Below are 19,911 nucleotides of genomic sequence, written 5' to 3'. Positions count from 1 at the left end.
GGAAGCGGTTTATGGATATGGATGGTAATGAAACGGGAGACAGTCTGAAAAGATTTTATGTTGTACTCCCGGCTATCATAGGAATTCTCTTATTTCTTTTCCTGCTTGACCTGATTATCGGATCAGTGAACATCCCTCCTGATGCATTAGTCAGGATAATCACTGGTGGAGAAGTGAAAGAGACCTGGATGAACATATTCTGGGACTGGAGAATGCCAAAAGCTATCACGGCACTTTTTGCAGGTGGAGCTCTAGCGCTTTCAGGATTATTGATGCAGACGTTTTTCAGAAATCCGCTTGCCGATCCGTATATTCTTGGTATAAGTTCGGGAGCTTCACTTGGTGTGGCATTTGTAATGTTATCTGCAGGTATTTTTGGAGCCGGAACGATATTTGCCAGTGTTGGGTTTATCGGGGATCTCAGTATTTCTGTGGCTGCAATTGTCGGAGCTTTTTTGGTATTGCTGCTAATTCTTTTGATATCTGGAAAAATTCAGAGTAATATTACGATCCTTATCCTGGGAATAATGGTATCATATATCAGCAGTGCAATAGTGACCATACTGCTACAGTTTTCTGATGAATCGGCCATGCACTCGTATTCATTCTGGACATTCGGAAGTTTTTCCGGAGTAACCTGGAGTCAGCTCCCGTTTATGGTGTTCCTTCTCCTCATCGGTTATATTCTTTCCATTTGCCTGGTAAAGCCATTGAACGCTCTTCTGCTAGGAGAGCAGTATGCAGAAAGTATGGGGATGAATTATAATGGTATCAGATATGGTATCATCATAACAACGGCTCTTATGGCAGGGGTTGTGACTGCATTTTGTGGACCAATTGGATTTCTTGGGATTGCTATACCTCATTTTTGCAGGGCAATATTTGTGACTGCTGACCACCGGATCCTTGTTCCCGGGTGTATCCTCGTAGGAGGAATCATTGCCCTGTGTACCGATCTCATCTCGCACCTCCCAGGAACGGACATTGTTCTTCCCCTGAATGCAATTACTGCTCTCTTCGGTGCTCCGGTAGTTATCTGGGTAATTGTCAGGGGGACCAGATTTGGAAGAGGGGTTATCTCATGAACAATACACCTGTCCTTACCTGTAAAAATCTTACCATAGGGTACAGAAATCAAAAATCAACAGTAAAAGAGGTTTCAAAAGATCTGAACCTGACACTGAACCGAAGAGAACTTGTATGCCTGATCGGTCCGAATGGTTCTGGAAAATCCACGCTTATCAGGACAATTACTGGTATACAACCTTCACTTCAGGGTAATGTCTTGCTCCAGGGAAAGAGTATAGATGAGTTCAGTTCTGCAGAAAAGGCAAAGACACTCAGTGTTGTTCTTACTACACCGGTCCAGACCGGGTACATGACTGCTTTTGACATTGTAGCGCTTGGCCGGTTTCCATACACAAACTGGGCTGGAAGGCTGACCCAGTCAGATCGGCATATTGTATCGACTGCTCTTACATCGGTCGGTGCAGCCACCCTTTCAAACCGGTTTATTCATGAGATGAGTGATGGGGAACGTCAGAAGGTGATGATTGCCCGGGCACTTGCCCAGGAGCCTGAACTTATGGTGCTTGACGAACCTACTGCATTCCTTGATCTTCCTCATAAAATCGAAACCATGCGGATCCTTCGACAGGTTGCACAAAAATCCGGAAAGTCAATACTATTCTCAACCCATGATCTGAACCTTGCCATCAGGTGTGCAGACCAACTCTGGATTATGAACAAAACAGGAACGATGATAGCAGGCACACCTGAAGACCTTGTCCTATCCGGTATCTTTGGATCTGCATTTGAGATAGATGGAGTACATTTTGATCCACACCGGGGAGAGTTTTCAATTCCGGTTGAAAAGAGGGGAACTTTTCAGATTGAGGGTTCCGAATCAGTTCAGCGGATATGGACTTTATATGCCCTGGAACGGATAGGATATATCCCGGCTGAAGGATCAATACCTGATTTTATTGTTCGTGTTCAGAATTTTCCGGAGGGGACAACATGGCAGATCTCTCATTCTGATTGTATTGAAAACTGCTGTAGTATTCAGCATCTTGTAGAAAAAATTCATGGATTCAGGAAGCCGGGAGGGGATCCAAATTAAGATTGCCATATATGGAAAGGGAGGAATTGGAAAATCCACGATCTCAGCGAATACTTCAGCTGCCCTTGCCATGAACGGGTATCGGATTCTCCAGGTCGGATGCGATCCCAAGCATGATTCAACCAGACTCCTGTTAGGGGGGAAGATTCCCATGACCGTTCTTGAATATATCAAAACACATGACCCGTCTGAACGGAAGGCTGAAGATATTGTGTTCCGGGGATTTGGTGATGTTGCCTGTGTTGAATCCGGTGGACCAGAGCCCGGAGTGGGATGTGCAGGTAGGGGGGTAATTACGACATTCGAACTCCTGGAAGAACTAGGCGTGCAATCATCCCTGTTTGATGTTACCCTGTATGATGTTCTTGGTGATGTTGTCTGTGGAGGATTTGCCGTTCCTATCAGAAGTGAATATGCTGATGCAGTGTATATCATAACTTCCGGGGAATTTATGTCCCTGTATGCAGCTAACAATATTCTGAAGGGGATACGGAATTTTACAGAAACCAAGAACAGAATTGCCGGAATTATTCATAATGCACGGGGTGATCTGGAAGAAGATCTACGGGTGAAGCGTTTTGCAGATGCTGTCAGCCTGCCGGTGGTTATTCAAATACCGAGAAGTGATATTTTTGCCAAGTCAGAAAAAGATGGATGTACTGTTATTCAACGATACCCGGATTCTCCTGAAGCGGTGCTCTTTCATAAATTTGCTCAACATACAATGATTCTTCATCCAGATAATGGCGGTCTTCTGTACCCTGCCGCTCCACTGAGCGATACTGATCTGGAGTGTATTGTCCTGATGCGAAATGAAATAGTTCCAAATACAAAATTTATTTTTCATCCTCATAATACAAAATCCGTTCAAAAGACACTTTCAGTATCGGTAAAAAACAAGCGTCCGCTGATAGGTTGTGCCTTTGCAGGAGCGGTTTCCGCATCATCTCAGGTAACTGATGCTGCCACCGTTATGCATGGTCCCCGAAGTTGTACCCTGATGATGTATGAAAAACTTCTTGATACCTTACAAAATTCCTCAATCCGGTTTGGTCATGAATACCGAAAAAACCTTACCAAAAGATTGTACTCCACAGATATGGCTGACGAGGATTTTATCTTTGGTGGGGAGACAAAATTAAAAGAAACCCTTGAATCTGTAATTTCGGATGGTTTCAGCCTGATTTTTATTGTAACAACCTGCCCTCCGGGAATTATTGGTGATGATATCGATAAAGTGATTGCTGGAGTCACAAAACAGCATGATGCTATCCGGATTGTTCCGATCAAAGTTGACGGAAACCTTGTAGGGGATTATGTGCAGGGTGTTATGGATGCCCATAATGCAGTAATCAGCCTGGTAGAGAAAGATATTTCCTCGGGACAGACACCGCTTGTAAATATTATCGCAGAAAAGTGGCTTGCAGAGAATGAAGAGCAGAGTATCAAGGCGGTCCTGGAGTTACTTGATAGGCTTGGGATTGGGATAAATTGCCGTTTTTTGATTCATTCTGACAGCCGGTCGTTGATACGATTTAACGAGGCATCTCTGAACCTTCCCGCTGACCGTGATGATACGGTGGCGAGTATCAAAACATTACTTGCACCGGTATCATCAGTCCCGTTTCTGGATATGCCTCTTCCAACAGGTTTTTTTGAGACAAAAGAGTGGCTTATGGCTGTAGCCCGTGTTTTTGACATGGAAGAAAAGGCTCGTGAAATAATTGAGGCGGAAGAGATAAAATACAAGAAAAAGATTGAACTTCTCAAACCGGATCTGGAGAGAAAAACTATTCTCATCTCGACATACCCCAAATCTGTAGACTGGGTGTGTGATCTTGCCTATGACCTTGGAATGTCGATTCTCAAGATCGGCCTTACCTATTCGCCGTTCTCAGAAGAATTTATCTCACGTTATTCAACTCGTTTTCCAATCGTTCATAATTATACCCTGGAAATGAGATCTGATGACATCAGGGATCTGAAACCAGACCTGGTTTTATTGACATATCCATCACTCCGTCGCTCTGATTATGCAAGAAGTGCCCACATTCCATATTGTCCGGGATTTGGATTCCTGGCAGGTATTGATCGAGCAATGATGTGGATTGATCAGATGAAGGTACCTGTAATCGAGGGGTGGAAACTTGATGGAGATGGTATCACATGATTCTTGATCCGGATGGCTTTATCGGGACTCTCCTTGCCATTGAGGGAATAGCGGATGCACGTGCAGTTATGAACGGTCCCACCGGATGCAGAGGCAATCCTGCCTATTTTTCAGACCGACATTTTCCACGAGAAAATTCCCTGAACCGGCGTTCCTTTGAAGAGCCCTTTTTCTTTGGACAATCCAGGATTCCCTGTACATATCTTGACCGTGATGACTATATTCTGGGATGTGCAGAAAAACTTAAGGCAGTTCTTCCTCTTGTGGCCGATAAAGGAGATGCTTTTCTTGCGGTTGTAAATTCCCCTGGGGCTTCACTTATTGGTGATGATATAAACCGGTTCCTCAAAGATGCATCTCTTGATGATCGGTGTATGGCTATTGAAGGGGCTCCCTATTCCCATCCTTTTTCATATGGTTTTGATTTAACTATTGCTGCTATTCTTCGCTGGTTACAGCTCAACCGGCTCCCCCGGATAAAAAACCGGGTTAATCTTCTTGGGTTTTCAATGTACCAGAAATACTGGCAGGGTAATATTGCTGAAATTATGCACCTTTGTGAACTGATGGGTCTTTGTGTTGTTTCAGTGCCAGGGGGAGGTTCCTGTGTAGCAGAACTTCGTGAATCGACTACCGCTTCCTGTAATCTTATGATCCATCCGGAATATTCCCGAAAAACGGCGGAATTTTACAAAGAAGAATTTGGGATCCCATTTGTAACCTCACCATCCGGAGCACCGGTGGGTTTTGGCCCCACAGAAGTATGGATTAACACGGTTGCAGAGGCAACGGGACAGGATCCTGCACCTGCACTTGCATATCTTCGAAAAAAACGGACTCATGCATTTCACCAGTTATCGCGGTATCACCATGAGGCAGGGTATCCGAAAGGGGCTACCTTTTCCGTTCGGGGAGATTCTTCTTTCGTGTATCCCTTAACTACGTGGCTGTATGAATATCTTGGTATGTTACCGGTATCTGTGAATTGTACTGATGGAAAAGATGGCGAGATGGTTCAATCCCTGAAAAAATTTTTAGAGTTTTACCAATTGTCCTGTTGCTTTCAGGCAGATGCAGGAGATGTGCCATTTCACCTCTATTTTGGTGATAGTCTGACCGGTAAAGATCTTGAACTCTCCGGTAGATGTGTGAAGTCGGTGGAACTGTTTAACCGGACGACAAATGATATTTATTTCACCGAAAGAACCTTTCTTGGAGGAACCGGGGCGTTATGGTTACTTGATTTTATTTTCGATACGATTCGATACAAATAGTGTTTCCAAAAAATAGGAGAGGTTATAATGTCAATAATATAATGTAGTATTAAGAATCATGTCAGAAACAATCGAATGCATTTATTCGGGGACCGTTCTCAGGCCCATAAAACCTTTAAATTTAAAAGAAGGAGAGCGGGTAGTTGTACATATAGAGAAAAAATTACCTTTCGAAACAATTAAAATTCAAACACCTGTTAGTCGCGAATACATCCGGTCACTTCGGGACGAATCATGGATACCTTTATAGATACCTCAATAATCGTCCCCGCGATAATTGAAACCCCTGATTCTGATACAATTCGCGGGTTTATTGAAACGTCTCTAAACCGACTCGTCGTATCCCCAATAATATATCAGGAAGCTCTGCATGTCGGAACAAAAATATTACTCCGTGAACGTTGTGGGATTGAATCTGTCGCTGCTGTCCGCAAATTTATACGGAAAAACGGATACGATTGTCTTTTGGATTTTATCGAACGCCTTAATATTTTGTTTATGGATTTTACAATCTATGCCGATAGCACAAATACGTTATTGATATCACAAATTGCAGCGAAATATCATCTTTTGTCTGGTGATGCTCTCATTATTGCCACCTGTATGGAAAATAATATTCAGTCCTTGGCATCCTTTGATTCAGATTTTAAAAATATTGATGGAATCTCATTACTATTTCAATAAATTAGCACTATTTTTTTCTAAACTGTTACTCTTCTGAATACATATCCGGAAATTACCACAATAAATGCAGCAAACAAGGTAAGAACAAAAATCGGAACCACTGGGATGATACCGGTTCCTAACTCCCGTATTGCATCAATTGCATAACTGAGTGGATTTACCTGAGCAATCATGCGAAGCCAGTCCGGCATCACCTCATAGGGCATCAGCGCACTTGAAGTAAAAAATAAGGGCATGGTGACCATAGCAGTAAATGCGGCAAATGAGTCATGATCATCGAGGTACAGGGCTACCGTCGTTGAAAATGCAGCGATGAAAACACCAAACAGGAAAAGTATGAGATAAATCATGCCATACTGGACCGGGTTTAATAGAGAGGCACCGATAAGGGTCGCAAGGATGAGAATAATACTTGTCTGAATGATCCCCCGGAACGTGATGAAGAGAATTTTACTGATAAGGATACTTTCACGGGGTACTGGCATGGCAAGGAATTTATTTAAAAATCCAAGCATTTTATCAAACATGAGAAGAGAACCACTGGATATTCCGGCAGTCAGAATGGTCATAACAAGGATGCCGGGAGTAATAAAATCCAGGTAATTTCCGGTAAACTGGACCGGCAGGGCAAGCCCGACAAAGAGCAGCCATGCAGCAGGGAGGACAAGGCTTGAGATTACCCCAACCCGGTACCGGATCCACCTGATGAAATCCCTTTCAATATATGTGAGTACTCCTTTCATGTTCTCCTCCGAAGCATCATCCGGTATTTCCACTCTTCAAATCCCTGCGGTTCTTCCTGCCTACCCACGGATTGCAGAAAGACATCATCAAGGGAAGGTTCACGAAGTTCCATAGATTTTATCCTGTTTCCTGAACGAGTAAGGGCATCAGCAAGAATTGCGAGGGCTTCACGTCCATTTTCAGCGGTAAATGAGATCTCATTATCCGACTGGCCAACAAAAATAATGTTTTCCTCTTCTATTGGATGGTATTCGCCCTCTATAGTGACAGAAATAATATCTTTCATCAGAAGTGATTTCAGGTCTGATGGTTTCCCGAGGGCTGCGATTTTCCCATGATTGATGATTCCGACCCGGTCGCAGAAGTGATCAGCCTCGTCCATGTAATGGGTGGTTACAAATATTGTCATTCCTTTCCGGTTCAGGGCATGAATATGTTCCCAGATTATTTTTCTGGCTCCGACATCAAGCCCAAGTGTAGGTTCGTCAAGAAAGATAACATCAGGTTCATGAACAAGGGCCTCTGCCAGTTCTAGTCTCCTTCTCATCCCTCCGGAATATGTCTTAGCCTGGTCGTCTGCACGGTCAGATAACTCCATGACACCAAGTATCTCATCGACCCGTTCCTTTGGATGTGAAATACCGTACAATTTTGCAAAGATCATCATGTTTTCCCGTCCGGTCAGGTTGGTGTCAATGGCCATATCCTGAGGAACATAACTGAGGGAACTCCTGACTTTATCCGGTTCCTTTCTGGTATCATACCCGCAGATCCATGCCTGACCCTTTGTCTGGGCAAGAAGCGTTGTCAGCATCAGGACGGTTGTGGTTTTCCCGGATCCGTTCGGTCCAAGAAGACCGAATATCTCTTTGTCAGCCTCTAGTGTTAGATCATCTACAGCACACAGAGCTCCGAAATTTTTAGTCAGGTTTTCTGTCTGTATTGCTACCATGAATCAGCATCACTCCGAAAAGTGGAAACATAAGTTTTTAATAAGAATCTCGTCGGATTATTCATTTAAATCCCCCATCCGTTCAAGATACTCCTCTGACTCGAGGTATATATCTTGTAATTTTTTTATTGTCTCATCGTCAGTCTCCCAGAATCCCCGTTCATATGCTTCAAGGAGCCTTCCTACGATGTTATGCATGGCATATGGATTATTCTCTTCAATCCACTTTCGGTTTTCTTCATCAAAGAGAAAATGTTCTGCAGCAGCCTGATACTCCCAGTCATCGACGGCATCGGAGGTCACATCCCACCCAAACGTATACTCGATGGTGTTCATGACCTCCTGCACACCTCTGAAACCGTGGGGTTTTAAACCGTCTATCCAGCGGGGATTGAGGACTCTGCTCCGGAAAATAAACCTGATCTCTTCATCAAGCAGACGGGTTTTGACATTTTTAGGATCTGAAGCTTCCCCGATTACCGATACTGGATCTTTATTCCCATATGCCTTCACACAGGCATTCATCCCGCCAAGGAAGATGTAATCATCATCAACATCAAGGATATCAAATTCACGAGATACTCGGTTTTTCACCGTCACATCCAATTGTGCAAACTGTTCTTTGAAGATTTCAGGGACTTTTTCTCCCCTGAATTTTCTGCCATAGGCATGGGCACCCCAGGTGGTATATACATCGGCCAGGTCTTTCCTGTCCTGCCAGGAAGATGCATGGACAACTTCACCTACAGCACATCCATGATTTCCGGGAGGATCACCGAATATACGAATCAGTGCCATATCCCTGGCCTCCTGTTCTGAGAGTCCTTCTTTTAATTTTGCCAACATGTCCTGCTTTAAGTGTGATGAGAGGTAATTGACCTCTTCTGATTCATCGAGGGTTGCTATGGTCTCAACGCCTTCATCAATCAGCTGTACAAGATTGGGGTAGCTGTCCCGGAACAGGCCGCTTATCCGGAGAGTTACATCAATGCGTGGTCTGCCCAGTTCTTTTGCAGGGATTACCTCAAGACCGGTCACTGCTCCGCCACGGGAAGACCATACTGGCCGTAATCCCATAAGCCAGAAGATATAGGCTATGTCATCACCACCGGTCCGCATAGTGTCCGTGGCCCATACAACGATACCGACTTTCTGCGGGTATTCTCCTTTTTCGGTGATATACCGCTCGATCATCTGGTCAGCCATGTCTTTCCCGGTCTTCCATGCTGCTGGTGTCGGTATTGTAGCCGGATCAATGGAGAAACAGTTCCTTCCCGTAGGGAGAAGGTGGACATTCCCTCTTGTCGGGTCGCCACAAGGGCCGGGTGGAACATATCCTGCATCAAGCCCTCGTATCATATTTGTGAGTTCATCGGTTGTCTGGTTTAACCGAGTCACCACATCGTCACAGATGAACGTGCAACATGTTTCAAGATCCTTATAATCCTCTCCATACTCTTTTCTAATATGAGAAATTACCTGTTCTTTGTCAAATTCAAATTCAGCCATCTTCCCGATCAACTGTTGGCAACGGGTGTCTATCAAGTCAACAAGAGCTCCGTTAGTTAATCCATGATGTTCATGAAAGCCTGATGGATTATCCAAAAGATCCTGAAGAGAGAGATCAAATGTTTCAGCGACTGATTCCCGCAGTGATGGGTTTTTCCCATTTTCAAGCCGGGTGAGGGCATAGATCATCTCCAGGAAACGTTCATCAACCGGGGGCTGTCCAAAGATATGCAGACCGTCCTTGATGATAACATCCCGCACTTCACAAATATAATCGTAGAGACGTTCCGCATTGTCAGCGATGGCTTCAATTCCTGCGTCTACTGGAATATTTAGGTCATTTGTCAGGTTTCTGGCAAGAACAATGGTCTGGACTTCTGTGATCAGGTCGGTTGCTTTCTGCTCCTCTCCGCCTCTTTTCGCCCTGATATAATCCTGAAGAATGGTATCAAGCTGCAAGAGATCTCCATATCCCTCTGCTCTCATCATCGCCGGGACCAGGTGGTCAAGCAGGACTGACCAGCTCCTCCTTTTTGCCTGAATTCCCTCACCGGGATCATTCATAATGTAGGGATAGACATGGGGCATATCTTCGAGAATGACATCCGGATAGCACTCCTCTGACAACGCATTTCCCTTTCCGGGGAGCCATTCAAGGGTTCCGTGAGTGCCCATATGGATTATCGCATGGGCACCGAAGACATGTTTCATCCACCTGTAATAAGCAAGATACTGGTGGGGCATGACCATATCATTTGAGTGAATTAATGACTCGACCTTTTCAAACAGCCCACGGGGAGGCTGGATGCCGATGAAGATATTTCCGTTTACTTGGCCAGGAATGCAAAAATCCCCGCCTGATACCAGAATCTCACCAGGTGCCTGACCCCAGTCTGCTGATATCTTCTCCTGGTTCTTCATTGGGATTTTTGTAAACCATTCAAAGTATAATTCAGGACAGACCAGATCAACGGATCGCTCCTGCATCTGCTTATCAGATATCCAGCGGGTGTCGTTGGTAAGGCCGGCAATCATCCCCTCTATCAGTTCATTTCCTGTCTCCGGAATATGATCTACGATATAACCAGTATCCTTTAATCTTCGCAGGATTCCGATGACACTCTGCGGGGTATCAAGACCTCCTGCATCACCAAGGGCTTCAGTCTCTCCGGTGTACTGGTACAGGAGGATAGCAATCTTTCTCTCATTGTTCGGGGTTCTTTTCAGGATGGACCAGCGAAGGGCCATTTCTGCAATCCGGTCAACACGTCCTGGTATGGGAATACTCACATTCTTTCTGCCTTCATATTCACCGGTTGACCCGAGGGGAATTGCAATAATCTGTCCGTCAAATTCAGGCCAGATCACTCCTGATGAGATCTCCATAACCGATAAGCCCTGGTCATCCTGAGACCAGGTTTCGTATGATCGGTACATGGTTATGGTCTGGAGCAGGGGGACATTCAGATCGATGAAAAAATTATAAACTGGTCCGTTTTTCGTCCCATCACCAGGATCAGAGAGGGATATCTGGGAAAATGACATGTTAATGATCAGGACACCAATGATGGGTTTTCCATCCCTGATCAGGTATTTTTCAATAAATTTCCTGATTCCAATTGCACCGGTGACTTCATTCGGACTGGTAACCAGGAAGAAAGGGAGGGCATTCATCCCTTTAGCTTCTAAAGATGAAATGAGAGCATTGATGGGGAGCAGATTTTTTCTGATATAATAAAACTGGTGGAGAAGAATTCCTATAGTTGGTTTTTCCTTATCCAGCCTCTTTTCATGGGATGGATAGTCGTAGATTTCAGGAAGCGACGGATGATAGAATCCTTCTGTCGGAGGATACAGGAGAGGAGGGATCTCAATATTTTCTCCTCCGATGGTTTTGCAGGCCCAAAGAATGAGAGAGATTGTATTTTCAAGCCCACTCAGTTCCAGGCAGGAATGAACAAACTCATAATCATCTGTGCTAAAAGGAAAGAGGATACGGAAGTCTTTCATCTCCTCCGGAACCGAACTGCAGACGAAGGTTGGAATATGAAGGTCTTTGGCCTTCGCAATTAAACGGTCAAATTTTTTGAAATAGGTCGCACTTCCATGATTATCTATCAGAAGGAGATGTGTATCATATAATTCATTTAGAATTCTTGCAAATTCCTTTTCTTCTGAATCAATCAGTTCGGATGTAGCCTGAAATGCATCTACGCTTCTTCCATTCTCCCTGCATGTGGATGCGGCATTCATAATCCAGGGATTTTCACCCGTTCCAGCGCTGATATAGAATATTTTCACCTGTATGTCCTCCAGTAGGGTGCTCTTTGTATCTTAATACTGAATTAACGTCATCGATAATAGATAAAGATTTTTTTATTTAAGTTAAAAAAAGATACATAATTCATATGAGTAATACTATCTGGTATCTATTTATGAAATGGCTCAGTTTTTTTTGTATTATGTCAGTTATCCTGGCGATAATTATCATCAGTTCTTTCTTTACTGGGATTATTTATAATGAAACATCATCTCCGGTTCATCTGCAGATTCTGGCAGTAAATGATTTTCATGGACACCTGTTTCCCGGGCATGACCAGCATAATCGTTCAGCAGGAGGTGCTCCGTTTCTTGCTTCGTCTCTGAAAGCAGTGATGAATACACCTGGCAATGGTAATGTCATTCTTACACTGACTGGAGATACAGTCGGGGCTTCACCACGGTATTCGGCTCTCCTTCTTGATGAACCAACAGTTCTTTTCTTCAATATCTTTGCAAATGAAAATTGCATGGGAAGGAAAGAAAAGAAACATGACTATTGTAATGTTATTTCAATCCCTGGAAACCATGAGTTCAACAATGGTCCTGATGAATTATTCAGGAAGGTCAAGGGAGGGAATGGTTCTTCAGATATTCCTCATATCGTTGATCCTTATCCTGGTATGGCTGCTGATGTAATTTGTGCCAATGTTGTCTGGAAAGAAAATGATACACCATTATTTCCGCCATATACTATCCGGTACATCGAGGGGATTCCGGTTGCCTTTATCGGTGCGGTATCTATCGAGACCCCCATCCTTGAATTGCCCATGAATGTGGAGATGGTAAAATTTCTCAATGAATCAGATGGGATTAACAGGTACATTCCATCCCTGCAGGAACAGGGAGTTCATGCATTTGTCGTTCTTTTACATGAAGGTGGAAACCAGGAGTCATATGAAGGGCCGACCCGAACGGGATGTAATGTAACCGGTCCGGTCGAAAATATTACGGCTCAACTTGACCCTGATGTTGATGTTGTTCTTGCATCTCACTCACATGATTTTACCAATGCTTATCTGCCAAACACTGGTAAGAAAGATGTCCTGGTTGTGCAGGCATACTCGTATGGAAAGGCATATGCAGATGTAAATGTATCTATTGACCGACGAAGCAGGGATATAATAAGTAAATCCGCGATTATCGTTCCGGTTTATGCAGATCAGGCTGGGGTGGAACCTGATCCGGACATCCAAAGACTGCTAGAGGATGTACAGGATACTGTAAGTCAGGTGGAATCAGAGTTCATCTCGACTACGATAATAAATATTAGCCGTATACAGAATAAAAAGGGTGAATCATCGCTTGGAAATCTGGTTGCTGATTCACAACGGGATGCCATGGGTACGGAGATTGCGTTTGTAACCTCGGGAGAACTTGCCGGCTCTCTTCATGCAGATATTCCGGCAGGGATTATCACCTGGGCAGATCTTGAGAGGGTGCTTCCACCGGATGCATCGATGGCCGAGGAGTATGGAGGATGGTACAGCCGTCCACGGGTTGCATCGCGTGAGCTGAACGGATCGCAAATCAAAGATATCCTGGAACGTCAATGGGAAGAGCCGAAACCAGAAGAGAACCTGTCCGTATCAGGTTTGGTATACTGGTATAATCTTTCACGACCTGTTGGAGACAAGGTAACCCGGATATGGGTGAATGGTAATGAAATTAGTCACAATGCCACGTATTCGGTAGCGATGAATTATTACATGGCATATGGGATGGGAGAGTTTACACCAGGGTGGGACTCGGGAGTGAATGTTACTATCGGTCCGGCTGATATCGATGCCCTGGAGTCATATTTTAGGAAGTTACCAGTTCCTTTTAATTTGATCGATGATAGCCGGGTGGTTGAGGAAAACAATAAAAAAACGTAGAGGAAATTGGTACCATGTCTGGTCATTATTTGACCCATACATGGGTAAAATTCCTCAATACTCAGAAATCTGTAGAAAAATTTTTGAAGTCCATTACAATTATTTCAACACGAATTCGCCGTTACATATGGCCTTATTCGATCTCCGGTCAATCACCGTATATTTTATTTTATCATTAACCGGTGCATATCCCCTTCCTGTAGGAAATTCCCAGATCAAATACTTCGTTCCCTGGCTGATATAATTGTCATCAGCATACATCATGAACTTGTCACCAGGTTCGATGATTTTATCAGATACATCATTTCCAACTTTTGCGAAATATCCCCCATCGGTAATGTCTGAAGGAAGGACGTTATATGTGGTACTTAATTTGTCACTTCCCGTAACAATCATACTGACACCCTTATCCTCAAGATGAATTGCAATCTCATTCAATGAGATAGAATCCCCTCCTTTATGCTCAAAGAGAATTCCATTTGCTGCAGTGTACCCGCTATCATGATCAGGATTATAATTTCCTGTATTTGTATCAGATATATTGACAATCTCTGGTTTGACAGTAAATGAAACCTGTGGTGCCTTTGATTGTTCAGAAGACAGACCTCCGGCAAAAGCACTAACCACCGCAGCGATTATAATGGTAACTACGAGCATAAGTAAAACTCCAATTACCGGAGATACAGCTTCATTTGTAATAGTTTTCATGATAACATGACCTCCTTGTCATAGATGAATTTATTGCTTGGAATATGTTTGATTTTGATTTCCACGATACTTCCGGTTTTTAAATCCGGATCCAATGTTCCTTTTTCGGTATAATAATCCAGCATTCCCAGAAGGCTTGCAGAGCCAGGATTAGTGCCGGTTGTTAATATATCCCCAACTGCCCAGGTAAAGTTACCAAAATGCATATTTGCTTCATTTGCCCAACCTTTTCCTAAATTTTGCAGGTAAGGGACCCGTGTATTGTAATTATAGCCAGGATATACGTCAACCAGATCACTGCTGGCTGTTTGTTCGTGTTTATACGTGTAACCACTACTGTTGGTAAAGTATGTTATAATAGAGAGATCCTTTGTCGAAATCGGGTTTCCGCTCATAAGTTTAAAATAAATGGGACTATTTACATTACCCATGCCACTTGTTTCATTGTATGGAAATGTAACAGAAATTGCAGCCTGTGGGGCCTCTTTTTCACCGCCTGCCATACCTCCGGCAAATCCGCTCACTATTGCAGCGATAATAATCGTCACCACGAGCATGAGGAGGACACCGATGACTGGAGAGACTGCCGATTCAGTCCTTTCAATAATATTCTTTATCATCATTTCATCTCAATTATTTTGTGCTAAGAAAATCTTTTCTTAGCTAAAGTAATTTTTTTTGCTATAAGAAAATATAATTTGCTATCGTCAGATGGCATACTATTGTATACTCTCTAGGAAAAAGCAATACTGAATGGATTAACAATCATGAGTAAGAACACGCATATACCTCTCGATTTGGGTGAAAGAGAAAAACCATAATGACTATATGATATTTGATTTTCGTGATATATTCTCATGAAATGAATTCACGATTTTATGTGACCTGACCATCATTAACTAAACTTTCTTTATGTTTAAAAAAGAAAAGTTGATGTAGCAAAATACTTTGCATACCTTACAATACCCGTCCCTTACCCCTACTCCACATAAGCACCCATGAAAACGAATTCCAATTTTATAAATACAGTAAATATAGAACTTTTCCTCTTGGTAATAGTATTATTACTGCTCCTCATCACAGCTGGTTGTATGCAGGTATCATCATCCAGGGATGAAAATACAGACCTCCCGCCTGTATCTCATAATGTGGGAGAATTATCCTCGCCCACAGTTATTCCTGGTTCGGATCAGTCCTCAAAAGGTTATAAGGTAACAGATCAGTCATTCCCACCAAATATGCCTCCACAACTTAGGGAGCAGTTGATAAGGCAGGGTCGACTTCCCTCCTCTGGAGAAAAGACCCAGGACATAAACACACCATTGACTCACACACCGGTACCAACACCCACATCGTTTGTCACCCGGCTTGGTGATACCTTGTCTGAAGATGCATTCATCCCTTCCCGTTCTTCTATTTATTTCTCTCATAATACTTCGCACAAAGGGCCTGTGAACTTATATCCTGTGTATACTGCATCTGGTATACCCTTAAACTCAACCCTCAAAGAACTGAAAATTCATGCGGAAAAGGGACCGTTTTCGGTGAGGTACACGGTACATCCGATAAGTACTCCTCTTGTTTCCTGGGCAAGAATCACGGTTCAGGATCCGTTCCTGAATATTCTGCATGAAGATGGATATAACCGTGAGTTCAGTAGTGAAAAGGAAAAAGAATTCTTTGTCTATAAAGAAGGAGACTTCAAAGTCTTGCTATCCGGGGGGTATGCAACCCTTGATATCAGCATCAATACTCCGGATGGACAGGTACAACCCCAGTCATCAGGAACGAAGAGTGGGCAGGAATATCCGGTACATATGCCGCCGCAGCTGAGGGAACGGCTAATGAGGGAGGGAAGAATTTTAGAAATGAATAGGTGATTAAAGAGTTCATGAAAATATAATGCCTGAATGAGATTTCAGGCTTCGTATGCTACAAGAACAGCTCCAAGTTTACCTTCAAGGTTCTTGATGGACTTGAGGTCATCCGGTGACAGGTTCGCATAGTACGGTTCTGCCAGGAGGTAAACACCAAGCTCTTTCTCCAGTTGCTGAATTATCTCCAGCTTTTGTCCGGTCAGGTTTGCATACATCATGACCACCAATGATGCTTACGTTATGCGAGATGATAATAATCCGCAGAATTTTTTTGGGTTTGACAAAAACATTGTTTATTTTCTATATAATTGTAAAAAATCAAAAAACTTCACGTAAAAAATCGTAACTCATCCGTTTTATTTATTCGGCCCCGACTTCCATTTAATTTATCCCCCTCCGGTAGTACCGTAAAGTATTTCTTTATGAACAATATATTTTGATCTATGTCAAAATTTGTTGGTTATGAACCAAAGCCCAAGACAGCAAAGGTAGCCGAAGATTTTGAAAACAAACTTCTAATCCGTAGAAATAACAAATCCCTCGTTGGGAGGGTTTTTGTTGACATCATGGAGGATGAATGGAAACTAGCTGTGGGATTTAACCAGATGGGTATTACAAAACTTCATGGCAGAGAGAATGAGTTTGAAGTTCTCTATACATACCATCCTACGGAAGAGTCAAAGGTGGTCCGGCTTGGAACAGATACCGTCCTTGAGAATGAATATCCTGCTAGGTCATTTTCATCACCTGATGAATTTATCATCTGGGCTATCGGACAAGAAAAAGAGATTCAACTCTCACCTGCCTGAATGCTCAAACTCTTATTTCTCTTACTTTTTTCGAATGTAATTCTGAGTTTTCATTCAGAAGAAGGAAATCCTAATGGGGATTAAAAGCGCATGCACAAAGATAGGAAAGGATACATTCAGGTTTATTGTGGAAACGGAAAGGGGAAAACAACCGCTGCATTGGGTCTTTCCCTCCGGACTCTTCTCTCTGGAGGGTCAGTGTATTTTGCCCAGTTTTGTAAAGGATCAGAGACAGCTGAAATGGGTTTGTGTTCGCTTTTTGATACCTTTGTGATGGAACAGTATGGAACAGGGAAGTTCATTACCAATAATCCCACTGAAGAGGACCGAAAGCAGGCCAGACAAGGGTTTGAACATTGCAAAAGCGTGATTTTATCCGGTTATTTTGACCTGGTCGTCCTTGATGAGATAATCCTGAGTGTCTTTTACCAGTTAATCAACGTTGAAGAGATAATCTCCATGCTTCGATCCCGAAAACCATGGGTGGAAGTGATTCTCACCGGAAGAAAGGCTCCACATGAGTTGATTGAAGCTGCAGATCTGGTCACCGAGATGAAAAAGGTGAAACATTATTTTGATACGGGGGTGAAAGCGAGAAGAGGGATAGAATATTGAACCTTATCGTTACTCAGGCTTTTTGGATTGATGGTTTAATATCGGACAGAGTATCACATACGATGATATTATATTGGCAGGCGATATCACGTGCTGCATCATCGATGTAGGGGGTGATCATGAGAATATTATCTACTTGTTTTCCCGAAATCTGGCGGTAAAAATCTACTTTTTTCAGAAAGATGAACACATCACTCTTACTTACTGAAGATTTGATCTCTACCACGATTGTCCGGTCACCCTTTATGATAACGTCAATATCTATCTCTGCCGGACGGCCAAATACTACTCCTTTGGTATCAGATGTAACAAAATTCTGTACGCTATACCCGGTACCTGCAAGGATTTCCGCGAGGCCATTTCTAAATGATTTTTCAGAATCAATTCCCCATCGCCTTCCAAGTCCTCCGTTCTTAAATCTATGGTATCTGACAAATGTTTTATTGACCTATCCGTCTCCTTTGGCGCCTTGGCTAAATCCAGAACGATTTTTTTCAATTCAGTAAAGTCTTCGCGTTTAATACCAAGTTCCTCTTTCATTGCATCCCATAATTTGAGGACCGGATCCTGCAAATCAGTTGAAAACTTTTAATCACGTTAAAAATTGAACTTATACCAGATGCCTGTATTAATATATCTACCCCATGTATGCGTAAAATAGTTCCGGATTTTTTGGCTCTCCCCGTTCATCATTTCCATCCAATAAAAACTCCAAACATATCATACTGGAATGATGAAAGGATTCGGGCAAAACCTGCGGCTTTCATTTTTCTGTAGAAACCATGTTTTGTGTCAAGAAGGGGCCATGCCTGTTCTCTTCCGGATACTGTCTCACGAATCTGATTTTCAGGCATGCCGGTCTTTCTCATATGGTTCTCCCATCTGCTTCGGTATATCGATTCAATCCAATCCTCTTCAGGTCTCATGACATCCCCGCAGATGAAAACACCGCCCGGGTTTAGTTTCTGATATATCTCATCAATGAGTTTTTCTCTGGAACTATCAGAGATGTGATGAAGGGTGAGTGTTGATATGATACAGTCAAAGGTTCCTTCAGGCAGGCCTGTAGTGATGTCACCCTCGATGAAAGTGCACCGAGATATTTCTTCTTTTCTTTTTGCTAGTTCCAGCATCTCCGGAGATTTATCGATACAGGTGATCTGGTATTCAGGATATTGGCTCAGCATGAGTGCGGTGAAATAGCCGGTTCCTGAACCAAGTTCCATAATAGAGATCTTCTGGTGTGGAATGAATGAAAGACATGTGGTAAAGAAGAGTTCAGCATTGGGAAGGATACGAAAGAGGTTTGTGTCGTACTGAGTGATGCGGTTAAGATAATGCTCGTGTGTCATATTCATATTGATTTCTCCATACATTCATACCTATTTCAAAAAATTGATGAAAAAAGTATGCATATTACTACTCAATGCCGATATTCATGGTTTGCGTTTCGATTGTAACATTAACAGGATGTGAATCACTGCTTTTTTTTTGAATGTTAAATCCATGAGTTGATGGAGTAATAAGAATGTTTGAACAATCAAGTATTTCTGTGGTTTTTGCATACAATGAAGAGCAAATACTGTCGGAATAGAGATTGGATGGATTAATCACAATTGAAAAGCCTTCAATATTTGGATAATATTTTTTTCCCTTATGAAAATCCATATCAAGAATAATTGTTCCTAAACCATTACCTCCAAATGATTCTTTATCTGTGTGTGGGGTAATATTCGTAACAATAATTGAAAAATCAGAAATATTTGTTCCATTTTTGGTTATATTATTTACCTGATAACAATTTTGTAGAAAATTCTTCTCATAGTAATAAGCATCTTCATCAGAAAAATAATATAAGAATGTCGTTCTTTTTGGCTTTTCTATTGATATTATTCCATTTTTCCAGTAATAACTTTGATTTATCCAAAAATTGTCAATAGGTTGATATTTAATTGATGAAATGTGAAGATTTGATGATTCACCAGATATCACAATGCTTATCCATTGGCCCAAATCTGTTACCTTCACATATCCTGAGGAGCGAACTGCGGAAAATAATACATCACCCCCGCCAAGAGATATCTCTTCTTTTATGGTGCCATCTTGTCCAAAAACAATTAGTCGTTCAATATCCGCTGATAATTTCGAAAAACTCTCTCCAATCTCTGATAAATGTTCCACTTCAGCCTGAATCTTCATCTGGGGGATCCATATAGCATTAAGAAGAGCAATAAATGAGACGGTAATAACC

General features: G+C 42.6%; 20 protein-coding genes. 10 read left to right on the top strand and 10 right to left on the bottom strand.

Features of this window, described 5'->3' with window-relative positions:
* Nucleotides 1–11: 11 nt before the first annotated feature.
* Genes KSK55_RS05025 through KSK55_RS05000 form a run of 6 tightly spaced genes read left to right on the top strand, consistent with a single transcriptional unit; the run spans nt 12 to nt 6,250 of the window.
* On the top strand, nt 12–1,085 hold the full coding sequence (locus KSK55_RS05025) for an iron ABC transporter permease (RefSeq protein ID WP_256664186.1): 1,074 nt from the start codon (nt 12–14) through the stop codon (nt 1,083–1,085).
* On the top strand, nt 1,082–2,122 hold the full coding sequence (locus KSK55_RS05020; RefSeq protein WP_218608437.1) for an ABC transporter ATP-binding protein: 1,041 nt from the start codon (nt 1,082–1,084) through the stop codon (nt 2,120–2,122). Before KSK55_RS05025 ends, KSK55_RS05020 begins: the two co-directional genes overlap by 4 nt.
* Entirely contained in the window at nt 2,088–4,292 is a 2,205-nt protein-coding gene (locus KSK55_RS05015) for a nitrogenase component 1 (RefSeq protein ID WP_218608436.1), read from the top strand. Before KSK55_RS05020 ends, KSK55_RS05015 begins: the two co-directional genes overlap by 35 nt.
* Complete coding sequence (locus tag KSK55_RS05010) at nt 4,289–5,566, top strand: nitrogenase component 1 (protein WP_218608435.1); 1,278 nt, start codon at nt 4,289–4,291, stop codon at nt 5,564–5,566. Before KSK55_RS05015 ends, KSK55_RS05010 begins: the two co-directional genes overlap by 4 nt.
* Nucleotides 5,567–5,624: 58 nt before the next feature.
* Complete coding sequence (locus tag KSK55_RS16705; RefSeq protein WP_218608434.1) at nt 5,625–5,816, top strand: antitoxin family protein; 192 nt, start codon at nt 5,625–5,627, stop codon at nt 5,814–5,816.
* Nucleotides 5,801–6,250: a PIN domain-containing protein gene (locus KSK55_RS05000; protein ID WP_218608433.1), complete on the top strand. Its 450-nt coding sequence runs from the start codon at nt 5,801–5,803 to the stop codon at nt 6,248–6,250. Before KSK55_RS16705 ends, KSK55_RS05000 begins: the two co-directional genes overlap by 16 nt.
* A gap of 17 nt (nt 6,251–6,267) precedes the next feature.
* Here KSK55_RS05000 and KSK55_RS04995 read toward each other — a convergent pair whose 3' ends face one another.
* From KSK55_RS04995 to cobN, 3 genes are read right to left on the bottom strand one after another with little or no spacing between them, the layout of a single operon-like run.
* Nucleotides 6,268–6,993: an ABC transporter permease gene (locus KSK55_RS04995; protein WP_218608432.1), complete on the bottom strand. Its 726-nt coding sequence runs from the start codon at nt 6,991–6,993 to the stop codon at nt 6,268–6,270.
* Nucleotides 6,990–7,946, bottom strand: a complete 957-nt coding sequence (locus KSK55_RS04990; RefSeq protein WP_218608431.1) for an ATP-binding cassette domain-containing protein — start codon at nt 7,944–7,946, stop codon at nt 6,990–6,992. The genes KSK55_RS04995 and KSK55_RS04990 overlap by 4 nt, the downstream gene beginning before the upstream one ends.
* Nucleotides 7,947–8,003: 57 nt before the next feature.
* The gene (gene cobN / locus KSK55_RS04985; RefSeq protein WP_218608430.1) at nt 8,004–11,756 is read right to left on the bottom strand and encodes a cobaltochelatase subunit CobN; all 3,753 of its coding nucleotides are present in this window, start codon (nt 11,754–11,756) and stop codon (nt 8,004–8,006) included.
* Nucleotides 11,757–11,917: 161 nt separating this feature from the next.
* On the opposite strand from cobN, the gene KSK55_RS04980 reads away from it, so the two are divergent.
* Nucleotides 11,918–13,651 carry a bifunctional metallophosphatase/5'-nucleotidase gene (locus tag KSK55_RS04980; protein ID WP_218608429.1) on the top strand — a complete coding sequence of 578 codons (1,734 nt, stop codon included), beginning with the start codon at nt 11,918–11,920 and terminating at the stop codon, nt 13,649–13,651.
* A gap of 99 nt (nt 13,652–13,750) precedes the next feature.
* Here the strand turns inward: KSK55_RS04980 and KSK55_RS04975 are convergent, their stop codons facing one another.
* Entirely contained in the window at nt 13,751–14,359 is a 609-nt protein-coding gene (locus tag KSK55_RS04975; RefSeq protein WP_218608428.1) for a type IV pilin N-terminal domain-containing protein, read from the bottom strand.
* Nucleotides 14,356–14,982 (bottom strand): type IV pilin N-terminal domain-containing protein, encoded by a 627-nt coding sequence (locus tag KSK55_RS04970; RefSeq protein ID WP_256664184.1) that lies wholly within the window; start codon nt 14,980–14,982, stop codon nt 14,356–14,358. Before KSK55_RS04970 ends, KSK55_RS04975 begins: the two co-directional genes overlap by 4 nt.
* A 468-nt stretch (nt 14,983–15,450) precedes the next feature.
* Between KSK55_RS04970 and KSK55_RS04965 the strand changes: the two genes are divergently transcribed.
* A complete protein-coding gene (locus KSK55_RS04965; RefSeq protein WP_218608427.1) occupies nt 15,451–16,239 on the top strand; it encodes a hypothetical protein in 789 nt (262 codons plus the stop codon).
* 38 nt (nt 16,240–16,277) lie between these two features.
* Here KSK55_RS04965 and KSK55_RS04960 read toward each other — a convergent pair whose 3' ends face one another.
* A complete protein-coding gene (locus KSK55_RS04960; protein WP_218608426.1) occupies nt 16,278–16,460 on the bottom strand; it encodes a hypothetical protein in 183 nt (60 codons plus the stop codon).
* A 219-nt stretch (nt 16,461–16,679) separates the two neighbouring features.
* Between KSK55_RS04960 and KSK55_RS04955 the strand changes: the two genes are divergently transcribed.
* Nucleotides 16,680–17,045 carry a hypothetical protein gene (locus tag KSK55_RS04955; protein WP_218608425.1) on the top strand — a complete coding sequence of 122 codons (366 nt, stop codon included), beginning with the start codon at nt 16,680–16,682 and terminating at the stop codon, nt 17,043–17,045.
* A 90-nt stretch (nt 17,046–17,135) separates the two neighbouring features.
* Nucleotides 17,136–17,660, top strand: a complete 525-nt coding sequence (gene cobO, locus KSK55_RS04950) for a cob(I)yrinic acid a,c-diamide adenosyltransferase (RefSeq protein ID WP_218608424.1) — start codon at nt 17,136–17,138, stop codon at nt 17,658–17,660.
* Between the two features lie 13 nt (nt 17,661–17,673).
* On the opposite strand, the gene KSK55_RS16700 is transcribed toward cobO, so the two are convergent.
* From KSK55_RS16700 to KSK55_RS04930, 4 genes are all read right to left on the bottom strand, one after another.
* Nucleotides 17,674–18,045: a DUF3782 domain-containing protein gene (locus KSK55_RS16700; protein ID WP_218608878.1), complete on the bottom strand. Its 372-nt coding sequence runs from the start codon at nt 18,043–18,045 to the stop codon at nt 17,674–17,676.
* Nucleotides 17,946–18,200 (bottom strand): hypothetical protein, encoded by a 255-nt coding sequence (locus KSK55_RS04940; RefSeq protein ID WP_218608423.1) that lies wholly within the window; start codon nt 18,198–18,200, stop codon nt 17,946–17,948. The genes KSK55_RS16700 and KSK55_RS04940 overlap by 100 nt, the downstream gene beginning before the upstream one ends.
* Nucleotides 18,201–18,349: 149 nt before the next feature.
* On the bottom strand, nt 18,350–19,018 hold the full coding sequence (locus tag KSK55_RS04935) for a class I SAM-dependent methyltransferase (RefSeq protein WP_218608422.1): 669 nt from the start codon (nt 19,016–19,018) through the stop codon (nt 18,350–18,352).
* Nucleotides 19,019–19,079: 61 nt separating this feature from the next.
* Nucleotides 19,080–19,859 (bottom strand): hypothetical protein, encoded by a 780-nt coding sequence (locus KSK55_RS04930; RefSeq protein WP_218608421.1) that lies wholly within the window; start codon nt 19,857–19,859, stop codon nt 19,080–19,082.
* Between the last annotated feature and the right edge of the window lie 52 nt (nt 19,860–19,911).

This window comes from Methanospirillum hungatei (assembly GCF_019263745.1).
Lineage (GTDB): Archaea > Halobacteriota > Methanomicrobia > Methanomicrobiales > Methanospirillaceae > Methanospirillum > Methanospirillum purgamenti.
Note: the sequence above shows the minus strand (reverse complement) of the source record. Positions and strands in the feature narration are given on the sequence as shown.

What these genes read in the sequence shown, in the direction of transcription:
- KSK55_RS05025 (WP_256664186.1), top strand. Translation starts at nt 12, where the DNA reads ATGGATATGGATGGTAATGAAACGGGAGACAGTCTGAAAAGATTTTAT.
- KSK55_RS05020 (WP_218608437.1), top strand. Translation starts at nt 1,082, where the DNA reads ATGAACAATACACCTGTCCTTACCTGTAAAAATCTTACCATAGGGTAC.
- KSK55_RS05015 (WP_218608436.1), top strand. Translation starts at nt 2,088, where the DNA reads ATGGATTCAGGAAGCCGGGAGGGGATCCAAATTAAGATTGCCATATAT.
- KSK55_RS05010 (WP_218608435.1), top strand. Translation starts at nt 4,289, where the DNA reads ATGATTCTTGATCCGGATGGCTTTATCGGGACTCTCCTTGCCATTGAG.
- KSK55_RS16705 (WP_218608434.1), top strand. Translation starts at nt 5,625, where the DNA reads ATGTCAGAAACAATCGAATGCATTTATTCGGGGACCGTTCTCAGGCCC.
- KSK55_RS05000 (WP_218608433.1), top strand. Translation starts at nt 5,801, where the DNA reads ATGGATACCTTTATAGATACCTCAATAATCGTCCCCGCGATAATTGAA.
- KSK55_RS04995 (WP_218608432.1), bottom strand. Translation starts at nt 6,993, where the DNA reads ATGAAAGGAGTACTCACATATATTGAAAGGGATTTCATCAGGTGGATC.
- KSK55_RS04990 (WP_218608431.1), bottom strand. Translation starts at nt 7,946, where the DNA reads ATGGTAGCAATACAGACAGAAAACCTGACTAAAAATTTCGGAGCTCTG.
- KSK55_RS04980 (WP_218608429.1), top strand. Translation starts at nt 11,918, where the DNA reads ATGTCAGTTATCCTGGCGATAATTATCATCAGTTCTTTCTTTACTGGG.
- KSK55_RS04975 (WP_218608428.1), bottom strand. Translation starts at nt 14,359, where the DNA reads ATGAAAACTATTACAAATGAAGCTGTATCTCCGGTAATTGGAGTTTTA.
- KSK55_RS04970 (WP_256664184.1), bottom strand. Translation starts at nt 14,982, where the DNA reads ATGATGATAAAGAATATTATTGAAAGGACTGAATCGGCAGTCTCTCCA.
- KSK55_RS04965 (WP_218608427.1), top strand. Translation starts at nt 15,451, where the DNA reads ATGCAGGTATCATCATCCAGGGATGAAAATACAGACCTCCCGCCTGTA.
- KSK55_RS04955 (WP_218608425.1), top strand. Translation starts at nt 16,680, where the DNA reads ATGTCAAAATTTGTTGGTTATGAACCAAAGCCCAAGACAGCAAAGGTA.
- cobO (WP_218608424.1), top strand. Translation starts at nt 17,136, where the DNA reads ATGCACAAAGATAGGAAAGGATACATTCAGGTTTATTGTGGAAACGGA.
- KSK55_RS04940 (WP_218608423.1), bottom strand. Translation starts at nt 18,200, where the DNA reads ATGAAAGAGGAACTTGGTATTAAACGCGAAGACTTTACTGAATTGAAA.
- KSK55_RS04935 (WP_218608422.1), bottom strand. Translation starts at nt 19,018, where the DNA reads ATGAATATGACACACGAGCATTATCTTAACCGCATCACTCAGTACGAC.
- KSK55_RS04930 (WP_218608421.1), bottom strand. Translation starts at nt 19,859, where the DNA reads ATGAAGATTCAGGCTGAAGTGGAACATTTATCAGAGATTGGAGAGAGT.